The 12,522-nt window shown below is 41.4% G+C and carries 10 protein-coding genes; 4 read left to right on the forward strand and 6 right to left on the reverse strand.

Features of this window, described 5'->3' with window-relative positions:
* Nucleotides 1-302: 302 nt before the first annotated feature.
* From B4G94_RS05115 to B4G94_RS05130, 4 genes are all read left to right on the forward strand, one after another.
* Nucleotides 303-1,691 (forward strand): family 10 glycosylhydrolase, encoded by a 1,389-nt coding sequence (locus B4G94_RS05115; RefSeq protein WP_286857555.1) that lies wholly within the window; start codon nt 303-305, stop codon nt 1,689-1,691.
* Nucleotides 1,692-1,739: 48 nt separating this feature from the next.
* Nucleotides 1,740-2,771 carry a glutaminase A gene (gene glsA / locus B4G94_RS05120; RefSeq protein WP_286857556.1) on the forward strand — a complete coding sequence of 344 codons (1,032 nt, stop codon included), beginning with the start codon at nt 1,740-1,742 and terminating at the stop codon, nt 2,769-2,771.
* A gap of 119 nt (nt 2,772-2,890) precedes the next feature.
* The gene (locus tag B4G94_RS05125) at nt 2,891-3,256 is read left to right on the forward strand and encodes a VOC family protein (RefSeq protein WP_108631782.1); all 366 of its coding nucleotides are present in this window, start codon (nt 2,891-2,893) and stop codon (nt 3,254-3,256) included.
* Between the two features lie 127 nt (nt 3,257-3,383).
* Nucleotides 3,384-3,824, forward strand: coding sequence for a carboxymuconolactone decarboxylase family protein (locus B4G94_RS05130; RefSeq protein WP_108631783.1), 441 nt, complete (start codon nt 3,384-3,386; stop codon nt 3,822-3,824).
* A gap of 236 nt (nt 3,825-4,060) precedes the next feature.
* Here the strand turns inward: B4G94_RS05130 and B4G94_RS05135 are convergent, their stop codons facing one another.
* The 6 genes from B4G94_RS05135 to B4G94_RS05160 all read right to left on the reverse strand — a co-directional run bounded on the left by B4G94_RS05135 (nt 4,061) and on the right by B4G94_RS05160 (nt 12,452).
* A complete protein-coding gene (locus tag B4G94_RS05135; RefSeq protein WP_286857557.1) occupies nt 4,061-4,747 on the reverse strand; it encodes a Bax inhibitor-1/YccA family protein in 687 nt (228 codons plus the stop codon).
* A gap of 127 nt (nt 4,748-4,874) precedes the next feature.
* Nucleotides 4,875-6,314, reverse strand: a complete 1,440-nt coding sequence (locus tag B4G94_RS05140) for a TolC family protein (RefSeq protein WP_108631785.1) — start codon at nt 6,312-6,314, stop codon at nt 4,875-4,877.
* A complete protein-coding gene (locus B4G94_RS05145) occupies nt 6,307-9,471 on the reverse strand; it encodes an efflux RND transporter permease subunit (protein WP_286857559.1) in 3,165 nt (1,054 codons plus the stop codon). The genes B4G94_RS05140 and B4G94_RS05145 overlap by 8 nt, the downstream gene beginning before the upstream one ends.
* Nucleotides 9,472-9,493: 22 nt before the next feature.
* Nucleotides 9,494-10,576 (reverse strand): efflux RND transporter periplasmic adaptor subunit, encoded by a 1,083-nt coding sequence (locus B4G94_RS05150; protein ID WP_286857560.1) that lies wholly within the window; start codon nt 10,574-10,576, stop codon nt 9,494-9,496.
* 175 nt (nt 10,577-10,751) lie between these two features.
* Complete coding sequence (locus B4G94_RS05155; RefSeq protein ID WP_165306717.1) at nt 10,752-11,153, reverse strand: hypothetical protein; 402 nt, start codon at nt 11,151-11,153, stop codon at nt 10,752-10,754.
* Between the two features lie 84 nt (nt 11,154-11,237).
* Complete coding sequence (locus B4G94_RS05160) at nt 11,238-12,452, reverse strand: DUF763 domain-containing protein (protein ID WP_286857561.1); 1,215 nt, start codon at nt 12,450-12,452, stop codon at nt 11,238-11,240.
* Nucleotides 12,453-12,522 lie beyond the last annotated feature (70 nt).

Below are 12,522 nucleotides of genomic sequence, written 5' to 3' on the forward strand. Positions count from 1 at the left end.
TATCTATTCACTGGTAGCCCAGCGCACTTTTCAATGTCAATAATGTATTATTAATTATTCTTGCTCTATTAACAGATGAAAGATTGAATGGTTTTAAATTTCTAATAAAATTTATAACTCAAAGAAAATGATTGCGAATTATATTGCGAATGGAGTAAATTCCCCGTTTTTATGTATTTTCACGGTGGATGTAAAACGGATGCTAAATTCCAAACCACGGTCAATATAACCTTAAAGATCTTCGTGAATTGTGGGCATCCAGTTGAATACATTTTAGATAAATTTTAGAATCAATAAATCATATGAAAGAACAATTAATCAGAAAATGCCGTATCTGTCTATTACTAATTATCTATGGATTTTTAGTTCCTGTTTCCAAAGCCGCGGAGCGCGAGAAACCGGCAATGTTTTGGACCTGGCTTGATTATAATCCAAGCACAAATTTCGACTCTATCTGTCGGGAGATGAATTATTTGGGCATAGATGGGGTTATGCTAAATGCAGCAAGTCCTGATGAATATCGCGTTGCAATTCCTATTGCAAAAAAATATGGCATACAGGTAATTGCATGGTTGTGGACAATGAACCTGGAACATGATCGCGATAAAATTCTAAAAGAACATCCGGATTGGTTCAGTGTCAACAGAAATGGAAAGAGCCTAGCTGATACCACTGCCTATGTAGGTTATTATAAATTTCTTTCGCCCGTGGTACCGGAAGTGAAAGATTACATTAAACAAAAAATTCAGTCTTATTGTGAAGTTGAAGGTTTAGCAGGAATATCCATAGACTATAACCGCTATGTGGATGTTGTACTGCCGACGACGCTGTGGCCAAAGTATAATATCGTCCAAGATCGCGAGTATGCCGCATGGGACTATGGCTACCATCCAATTGCGATAGAAAAATTCAAAAAGCAATACGGTTATGATCCAAGAGCTCAAAAAGACCCTTCAAAAGACTTAAAATGGAGACAGTTTCGTTGCGATCAGATCACTGAAATGGCTAATATGATTGCGGATGTTGTACATGCAAACGGAAAGACAATGGCCGCCTCCCCTTTTCCTACTCCCAAAATGGCTTCAAGAATGGTTCGACAAGATTGGGGGAAATGGAATCTGGATCTTGTATTTCCTATGGTCTATAGTAACTTTTACACCGAAGATCCAAGCTTCATAAAAGATTGTACCCTCGAAAATGTGCGGGATAAAGCAAACCATACCACCCTTTATTGTGGTTTAATGGCTAAAAACAACGATGAAATGTTTGTCGATATGGATGAGGCCTTGAACAATGGTGCCCAGGGTATCTCTATCTTTACCATACATAGTCTTCAGGATCCAAAAATTAAGGAGCGTTTCAGAGCCTATACAGCAGCTGCGAAATTAAAAAAAGAAAAAAATAATGGTACTTTATCTCGAATTGCGGGTCATAAAGTTGAAAACGATCCTTTCAAAAAAATCGGTATCATGAAATTGATCACGCAAAAAATTCAGGACATGGTAAAGGCTGAAAATCCGGCAGCCAGTCCCGTAGCATTGTCAAAATACAAACAGGTTGACAGCTACGATGTAACAAAAAAATATCTTGTGAAGGATAAGGTCAGCGAAAAGAATTTCTATGTCACGTTCTTCTTCTATGGCGACATTCTTTCAGGTTGGAATGTTGATCCTGCACCGACGAATAGCTAAAATAGGCTTACTTTCCTAACTTTGGGATTTCATAAAAAGATTGAAGACATGAATAAAACTTTTGGTTTGATAACAGCGCTGTTTGTCCTGAGCTATACCGGTGCGGCAGGCCCGTGCCTTGCGCAACGGACGGCGACTGAATCAACAGTACGGGATACGACAGCCTTAGATCAAGCAACTTTAAATACCATTCTCGAAAAGAACCGTCAAGGTTATAAACAAGGAAAAGTAGCAGATTACATACCCGAACTGGGCAAAACAAATGCGCAATCACTTGCACTTTCGGTTGTCAATAGCAATGGTACCATCGTCAGCGCAGGGGATATCCGGCAGAAATTTACAATCCAGAGTATATCGAAGATCATCGCACTGATGATTGCGGTCCGGGAAAATGGAGAAGCAACTATTTTTGATAAAATGGGTTATTTTGGTACAGATAAGCCTTTCAATCATTTTGGCAATCTGGAAACGATGGGAAAACCGCTTAATCCAATGATGAATGCGGGTGCCATACTGACCACGGCACTTATTAAAGGAAAAGGTGAGGAACCATTTGTTAAAATCCTTAATATGATCCGTTTCATCACAAACAATGAACATATTGATTATAGCCATGCGGTGTATAACTCAGAACGAGAAACGGGGCATCGCAATCGAGGCATGTTTTATATTATGCGAAACAATGGCTTAATTGATGGCGAAGGAGAAGAAAAACTCAATAACTATTTTAAACAATGTTCGATCGAAATCACCGTCGAAGATCTGGCCAAAATAGGTTATTTTTTTGCCAATCATTGCGTCCGTTATGATGGGAACAGACAATATCGCGACCCTAATCTATCCCAGCTAATTCAGTCACAGATGTTAATTGCCGGCATGTACGAATTTAGTGGTGAATATGCACGTACGGTTGGATTGCCTAGTAAATCCGGTGTCGGTGGCGGAATCACGGTCAGTGTCCCTGGTAAAATGGGAATAGGTGCCTTTAGTCCCGCTTTAGACCAGCATGGCAATTCGCTTGCAGGTTACCGCATGATCCTTGATCTGGTAAAAGCCAGACAACTCAGTCTTTTTGATTAAAAGATTAACAACTGTTAATTAACGCTTTATAAAACCGAATTCCTATTTCACTTGTTTATTCCTCGGCCGACATAGCTATATGAAGGCTAAGGAATTATTAAATACCAAAAATTAAACCAATGGTCAGAACAGAAACAATAATCGCTGTGGAAAGTGTTCCAGCAAGTTCATCATTTTATCAGAAACTACTGGGCTGCAACAGCGCACATGGTGGCGAGACTTTTGAGATACTAACAGTCGATAACCATGTCATTTTATGCCTTCACAAATGGGGTGAACACGCACACCCTACACTACTCCAACCCAAAAATGCCGGAAATGGTCTCATCTTATTCTTTCGGGTAGCCAATCTCCAGGAGGTATTTGAAAATGCCACCAAACTCGATGCTACTTTCGAAAAGGAAATTCATTACAATGAAAACTCCCTAAAAAATCAGTTTATTCTTCGGGATCCGGACAACTATTACCTGATGATATCTGAATAAGAAGATTCATCCGTGAATAATTCTTATCGACTAAGGTGCTAAATGCGGCTTTGATTGGCTTTCTTAAACCAGTTTAAGTTTATTATTCAATCTTTCCTTCAACTTTGTCGTATAAAAATATAACACAATGACAGCACGATTAAATATTGCAAAAGTAGACGCCACAGCGTACAAAGCAATGATGGGTTTAGAAACCTATCTTGCTGACACTTTTTTAACTCCTATCCAAAAAGAGCTCATTAAGATAAGGGCATCTCAAATTAATGGATGTGCGTTTTGCCTGGATATGCATACAAAGGACGCGTTAAAGTATGGTGAAACTCCACAAAGGATATTTTTACTGAACGCTTGGCGCGAAACCGAATTATTTAATGCCGAAGAACAGGTCTTATTGGAGATGACAGAGGAAATCACATTAATTCACCAACAGGGCTTAACGGAGCAAACCTATCAGAAAGCAAAGCATCTTTTTGATGAAAAACAAATTGCACAGATCATCATCGCAATTACTACGATCAATGCCTGGAACAGAATCGGAATAAGCACACATTTAGAATTATTGAAATAACAAGCAAAACATCAGAATATCTCCTGTGCCAACATATGACGCTTAGATAAATCGCCCTATCCCCGGAATTGAATGAAACTATTTATGAATATAAATAAAGATTTTGATCAGGGGCTAAAAAAAATCTGAAAAACGTTTTAAAATAGCTTAGAAAACATTGGCACAAAAAAAAGTAATTAGCGCACATTCAAATATGTGCTAATTACTTTTTTCACTTTCCCTGAAAACAAACCGAATTAACGGCGGCTCATCAGAATACGCAAGATATACCAAAACAGCAACATAATCGAAGAAAATAGCTGCAATGCTGCTCCGACATATTGCTCATTGCCATAGTTATATTTTAGATTTTGTGTCTGGTATAAGATGCTGCCGGAAGCGATCAAAACCATGAATACAGAAAACCACAACCCCAATTGAAATCCAAATATTGCACCGGCGACAATTGCACCTAAGGCCAGGAAGCCACCGATAACAAGGATATTTTTCAGAAAAGAAAAATCCTTATTTGACATAAAGGCCACTGCCGTCAATGCTGTAAACAGGGCAACAGTCATGATACTTGCCTGATACAGCATACTTGCGCCATCGGTCATCGCCGCAGCGATGTAAATCATCGGTAGGAAAATAATCGCCTCCAACACGATGTAGAATGCCAACCCTATATACTGAGTCTGTCGGCTCTGGGCTAAGGTCCATCTCGAAGAAAGCGATGCTCCTAACCAGAAGCAACCAAGAAGAAATAACCAGATAAACTTTCCGCTGACCATCCAGACGATAAAATCATAAGGCACTAATTTTATCAACAGACTTTCTAAAACAATAAATGCCAAAATCGAAAGGGCAACATGAAGATATGTTTTTTTGTAAAAAACTCCTCTTTCAGCCTCATCATTAATAAGTAAATATTCTTGTGATTCCATAAAACAGATAAATATGATATATTAATATAAATTAAAAATAAGCATTAATTCTATTTTTGCAAGAAATAATTTTAGTGGTGAGAGCAAAAAAGAACCCCGCCTAGCGGGGTCCATTCAAACAAACAACTTATTTCCAGCCTCCTCCCAAATCTTTGTAGACATTGACAACAGCATTCAGCTGTTGCTTCTTAGTTTCTATTAATTCAAGTTTTGAATCCAGTACATCACGTTGTGTCATCAGCACTTCCATATAGTCGGCACGTGCCGATTTAAATAGATCACCTGAAACGGTAACCGAATTATTGAGTACCTCAACTTCTTTGGTCTTAAAATCATAACTCTTTCCAAGATTCTCGATATTGGAGAGTTGCGTGGATACTTCGAGATAGGCATTTAGAATCGTCTTCTCGTAGTTATAAACCGCCTGTATCTGTTTTGCATTTGCGGTATTGAATTCTGCTTTCAGCCCATTTTTGTTCAACAGGGGCGCTGCCAGCTCACCTATAATATTGTACAACATGGATTCGGGCATTTTAAATAGATAGGACGGTTTAAAAGCTTGCAAGCCAAGAGCAGCCGATATCTCCAAAGACGGATAAAACTCTTTTCTTGCAATCTGCACATCCAATTTAGCAGCCGCCAATTCATATTCTGCCTCACGAATATCAGGTCTATTGCTCAACAATTGGCTCGGTATACCTGTTTGTACCCTGGCCGGTACCATATCCACGAAACTGCTTTTATCACGCTTTATCTCCTGTGGGAAACGTCCTAAAAGAAAATTGATCCGGTTTTCCGTTTCTTTAATCTGTTGCCGCGTCTCGAATTCCATGCCCTTGGTTTTCAATACCTCGGCCTGAAATTTCTGAACCGCAAGTTCCGTTACACGTGCCGCTTGCTTCTGTAGTTTGATTACCTCCAGCGCATTGTCCTGCACCTCGATATTTTGTTTGATGATCGTCAGTTGGTTATCTAACGCCAACAGTTCATAATAAGAGCGTGCAACCTCTGCAATAAGGCTGCTCAGCACAAAGTTTTTACCTTCGACTGTCGCAAGATAACGGTTCAATGCTGCCTGTTCGGAATCTTTTAGCTTCTTCCAGACGTCAATTTCCCAGCTTGCATAAGCTCCTATCGTTAAATCACCCAGTGGATCGGGCATTTCCTTGCCGGGGGCTATCTCCGTGCTGGCATCACCTGCCCCTTGGCTGGTATACCGGCCGACTTTTTCCACACCTCCACCGGCACGCAAACCTACACTTGGTTTCAATGCTCCTTTTCGCAATAAGATATCGTTTTTGGCGATTGCCAATTCCTGCAAGGTCACATTTAACTCCTGATTATTTTTTAATGCGGTATCAATTAACGTGACTAAATTGGGATCGCTAAAAAAATCGCGCCATTTCACGCTCGCCGAATTCGTTGTATCCGGTGCCAATGCTTCGACAAATTGCTGTGGCACCTGCTTATTTTCTTGAATCTGCGTCGCTTTAGGGACTTTACAGCCGGTCACCGCCGCTGACAACAGAACTCCTATCATCCAGTATTTATATTTTTGACTAGCCATTGTTATCGATTTCTTCTGTTAATGGATTTTCATCTTCATGTTTGATGAGCTTGCGTTTGGAAGCAATTGTTCCAAAAATAAAGTAAAGACCCGGTATGATAAGGATACCAAACACAGTTCCGAATAGCATACCTCCTGCTGCTGCCGTACCGATCGTCCGGTTACCGATCGCTCCCGGTCCGGAGGCCAACACCAATGGAATCAAGCCTGCAATAAATGCAAACGATGTCATTAAAATAGGTCTAAACCTTACTTTGGCACCCTCCAGTGCCGCTTCGATAATACTTAGCCCCTGCGCATGCCGCTGTGTGGCAAATTCAACGATTAAGACGGCATTCTTACCGAGTAAACCAATAAGCATAACCAAGGCTACCTGAGCGTAAATATTATTTTCCAGTCCCAGGACTTTCAATAAGAAAAATGCACCGAAAATACCAATTGGCAAGGAAAGCAATACCGCAAACGGCATGATAAAGCTTTCATACTGTGCCGATAAAATAAGGTAGACAAAGCCCAGACAGATCAAAAAGGTATAAATGGCCTGGTTACCGCGCCCCACCTGGTCTTTGGAAATACCGGCCCAATCTATGCCATAGCCCTGTGGTAGCGTTTTAGCGGCGACTTCGTTGATTACCTGAATCGCTTCACCACTGCTATAACCCGGAGCAGCAGAACCCGAAATCTCGGAGGCCATGTACATATTATGTCGTGTGATCTCAGACAGTCCATATACCTTTTCCATATGCATAAATGCGGAGAAAGGTACCATCTCATCCTTGTCATTTTTCACGTATAACTTCAAGATATCTTCAGGAAGAGCTCTATATTGGGGCAATGCCTGCACCATGACCTTATATTGTCGGTCATACTTAATAAAGTTGGTTTCGTAGTTACTGCCCACCAAGGTCGAGAGTGTATTCAGCGCATTATCAATCGTAACGCCTTTTAATTGAGCCATATCATTGTCAATATGGAGCATATACTGTGGAAAGCTCGCACTATAAAAGGTAAAAACAGAGGATAGCTCAGGTCGTTTGTTCAATTCCCGGACAAAATCCTTACTCACGGTCTCCATTTTCTTGTAGTCACCAGAGCCGGCTTTATCCAAAAGCCGCAATTCAAATCCTCCGGCGGCACCATAGCCCGGTACTGCTGGTGGCTGAAAAAATTCAATGGAAGCACCGGGAATATTTTTTGCGGCGTTTTCCAGCTGTTCGATAATTTCCTGTGAGGATTCCTTACGCTCCTCCCAGCTTTTTAAATTGATCAGACAGGTTCCGGTGTTGGCTCCGGTTCCCTCCGTTAATATCTCATAACCTGCCAGCGAAGAAACGGATTGTACACCATCAATATCCTCCGCTTCCTTCTGCAAGGTTTGAGCGGCCAGATTTGTACGCTCTAAAGTCGATCCCGGCGGCGTTTGGATAATGGCGTAAATCATTCCCTGGTCTTCATTTGGAATAAAACCTGCCGGTACGGCATTGTTTAAAAAATAAGCCCCGATACAGAATCCGATCAACACCACAAAAGTAAAGAGACGCTTGTCGACAATGCCTTTCAGCAAGAAAACATATTTGTTTGACATTTTATCGAACAAGCGATTGAAGGAATCTAAAAATTTGTCCACAACGGATTTTTTGCGTGCCTTTCCATGGCTGTTCTTTAACATAATGGCACAGAGCGCAGGCGTCAGCGTCAGGGCCACCACGCCCGATAAGATGATGGAAGTCGCCATTGTAATGGAAAACTGGCGATAAAATATACCGACAGGCCCCGACATAAAGGCTACAGGTATAAATACTGCTGCCATCAAGAAGGTTATCGCTATGATCGCCCCACTGATTTCGTGCATTGCTTTCTTCGTCGCCTGATAAGCAGAAATATGCAATTCCTCCATCTTGGCGTGCACCGCCTCGATAACGACAATGGCATCATCAACCACAACACCAATGGCCAATACAAGGGCAAACAAGGTAATCAGGTTGATTGTGATACCAAAAAATTGCATAAAAAGAAACGATCCCACTAAGGAAACCGGCACCGCAATGGTCGGAATCAATGTGGAACGCCAATCCCCCAGGAATAGGAAGACAACGATCGCTACCAAAATAAAGGCTTCAACTAGGGTATGAATAACCTTTTCCATGGAGGCGTCCAAAAATTTAGAGACATCATAACTGATCTCATAATCCAGTCCTTTTGGAAATGAGCTTTTCAGTTCTTTCATTTTGTCTTTAACATCCTGGATAACCTGAGAAGCATTACTGCCATAGGATTGTTTCAGCACGATTGCGGCGGAGGGTTTTCCATTTAAGGTTGAATAGATATCATACATTGCCGAACCGAATTTAATGTCCGCAACGTCCCTCAGGCGTAACATTTCACCGTTTGCATTTGTGCGGAGCACGATATTGCCATAGCCTTCTGTCGTGGTAAAACGTCCGGGATATTTCAGCACATATTCAAAAGATTGTGAAGTAATACCGGATGATTCCCCGGCTTTACCCGGAGACGCTTCCAAACTTTGCTCTGAGAGGGCTTTCATGACCTCCTCCGCTGAAATTTTATACGCTGTCATGCGATCAGGCTTCAACCAGATCCGCATGGCCAATTCCCGTGTTCCTAGAATATTTGCCACACCAACGCCGTCTACACGCCGCAGTTCCGAAACAATATTCATATCGGCATAATTGTACATAAAATTTCCATCGAGATCTTTATCCTTACTAAAGAGGTTGATATACATCAACATATTGGATTCTTCTCGTGTAATCTTTACTCCCTCACGGACGACAATGGGCGGAAGCTTATTGACAACAGAAGCCACGCGGTTTTGCACGTTCAAGGAAGCTTGATTTGGATCCGTGCCCAGATTGAACACCACCTGTATGCTGGCCTCACCGTCGTTACCCGCGTCTGAAGCCATATATTTCATTCCGGGAACACCATTTATGGCGCGTTCAAGCGGAATAATCACTGATTTGATCATCAATTCACCATTCGCCCCCGGATATTCTGCGGTAATATTTACTTTAGGTGGCGATATGGACGGAAACTGAGTTACCGGAAGTTGTACCATCGAAAGAATCCCCAGAAACACAATGATCAGTGATATGACAATCGAAAGGACAGGTCTATTTATAAAACGACTAAACATAGTAATTTAAGAGTATGAGGATTTATTCTGTTTTTAACTTCAAATTAGAAATGGCCTCTTTTGGCTGAACGAAACTATAGTTGATCTTTTCGTCCTCTTTCACTTTCTGTATGCCATCCAGTAAGAATTTGTCGTCTTTTTGAAGTCCACTTGCAACCACATAAAGATCAGGAAGGGAATTACCTATGGTGATGTGGCGGGCCTTTAGTTTGCCGTCTTTGTCCACAACATACACGTATTTACGATCCTGCAATTCATAGGTTGCTTTTTGCGGTATAATCAATGCCTGCTTCAATGGGAAATTCATCACGACCTTCCCGCTTTCACCGTGTTTTAGTAAACGGCTGGGATTTGGGAAGCGGGCTCTAAACGCAATATTTCCTGTTTCACTGTCAAATTCACTCTCGATGGTTTCTACCACGCCATGCGCCGGAAGCAATTCATTATTGGCAAGCAACAATCCAACGTGGGTATCCCCCCGTTTACTGACATTCGTCTGATAATTAAGGTACTCTGGTTCCGAAACATTGAAGTAGACAAGCATCTGGCTATTGTCAGAAAGGCTCGTCAACAACTCCCCTTCATCCACCAGGCTTCCTAACTTTAATGGAATTCGGTCAATTGTACCATCGAACGGTGCTCTGATCTCCGTAAAAGAAAGGTGTAATTTAGCGATAGCTGCAGCGGCTTTGGCCTGTTCCAATTTAGCTTTGGCCATGGCCAGTTCATTCGGGGACACCACATTTTTATCCGCCAGGCTCTTGGTATTCTGTACTTCAATCTCGGCAACATTCACTTCGGCCATGGATTTTCTAAACTCTGCTTCATACATTTTGGGCATAATGCGGAACAGCAGTTGTCCTTTGTGTACATACTGTCCTTCGTCCACAAAAATTTGTTCCAGATATCCCTTTTCCTGTGCGCGTAATTCGATATTACGGAAAGACTTAATCTGGGATACAAAATCTTTACGGATGGTTGTATCCATTTGTACCGGAGAAGTCACATTGAATTTTTCTTTCTCTTCTTTTTCTTCCTTTTTGGAAGTACACCCAATTTGGCATAATACGATAGCCAAATTAACGAGCATAAATACTCTTTTCATTTGTAAGCGTCTAATTAAAAATAAGTTTGATTGTTTGTTTGATATGGGAATTGAAACAACCTATCCTGAGCTTGTTGTAAGATGCAAAAACGGTAAAATCATTAACGGAGAAATGAAAATCCGATTGATACAGAAATAAAAAAAATAAGGTTAAGCTGTTTCGGGGGATTGGCTATTAAATTCTCCAGTTTTGTTGGAAAATATACCTTTGGGGATATAAATAAGCAACAAAATTGCAAAAAGGGATTTTCTTTGCAAACCGAAACACAAAAATGAAAAATACGACCGCACAAAGCAATAATGCGACAAAATCAGAAGCTGTTTGAAGATCTTTGGTTAATTGGAAATTCTCACTGTTAAATTCTTCAATGACGGGATTTTCATCGTGTACATTTCCTGCAATAAGGGGATCAATGCGGGAGGTCAGCGAAGTAATCTTGTCCTTTAAATTTGCCTCATTATGCTGATACATGAAACTGATCGCAGGACGGTCAGACTCGTTTAGCACAGCATGGCTATTACCGCTCCTAATTAATAGGAAGACTATAAAACATAGAATTGTAATAACCGCTTTCATTTGTGAGCAAATATACTAGCGCAGAAATAATTTTAATAAGGTTTAACACAATTTAACAAAAGGATTACAATCCGGCGATCTTACTCAAAAAAGTGAAAGCTGTGTACCTGTTTCATCAGCCTTTGGAGGCTTTGCGCGACCAAAGACTGTCCGGCCATTGTATTTCCATGAATTTCTGCGTTCTTCCTCTATTATCTGCTGAATATCAAACTGAGGCGTAAAATTATGCTCCGCTTCTAGAACGATCTGATGGAGTTTATTCATGGATTTTAATTTGTCGCTATTGCCCAGCTTTGACTTTTCAATACCTTTTTGTAAGACCTGAATACTTTGATCATAAATATCCAGGGGAACAGGAAAGGGATGTCCATCCTTTCCACCGTGTGCAAAAGAGAAGCGTGCGGGATCATTAAATCGCGCAGGAGCTCCATGGATCACCTCGCTGACAAGGGCCAGCGATTGTAAAGTGCGGGGGCCCATGCCTTTTAATAACAAAAGATCCTCAAAATTTTTAGGTTGATTTTCCCGTGCAACATATAACATTGCTCCTAACCTTTTGAGATCAACATCCGAAGTCCTAACATCATGATGAGAAGGCATCAGCAATCTTTTAAAGTCTACTAAGACATCTGAAGAATCCTCGTTGACGAGTGTCATGATACCTGTCCTGTTCGGAGCTGCTCCAGATGCTGTTAAATTTAAAATTATTCCCTGTGGACAACCTTTGATACCTGTATGTGGTTCCTCAATGAACGAACGGACGTTCTCCGAATGCCAATGGTAACGACGGGCAGTTCCATCATGATCGTGCATCCCCTGTTGTACCACGGCCCAATGACCGTTCTTAGCGACAATAAAATTATGCAGATACAACTGATAACCGTCTTGTATCGCCGTACTATCTACTTTTGCGACCAACTTGCTTGTCCGAACCAAGCTATTGCCATCCAAACCTGTTTTGTCCGCGAGGTAAAGTAGCTCTTGTGGTGTGTCTTTGGAGAATTTACCTTTACCGCCGCATATATAGAGACCAAATGCGTCCGCACAGGGATTAATGGCGCGTTTTAACGCGCCCATAACCGACGTGGTAATACCTGATGAATGCCAGTCCATACCCAGTACCGCACCAAAACTTTGGAACCAAAACGGATCTGCCAATCGCCTGAGCACCTCATCCTGCCCATAGTCCATCAGGATCACCTCTACAATGGACTTGCCTAATGTGCTCATCCGCTCATAGAGCCAGGCGGGCACCTTTCCATAGTGCAGCGGCAGGTCTGCTGTCCCTGAATGCTTCATAAATAAAACTAAATTTATTAGCACAAAGATAACCCTTTTCGTTTAGCAAACGAGATTTTCAAAAAAAATA

Origin of the sequence: Sphingobacterium sp. UBA7625 (genome assembly GCF_002484085.1) — a bacterium.
Classification (GTDB): Bacteria; Bacteroidota; Bacteroidia; order Sphingobacteriales; family Sphingobacteriaceae; genus Sphingobacterium; species Sphingobacterium athyrii.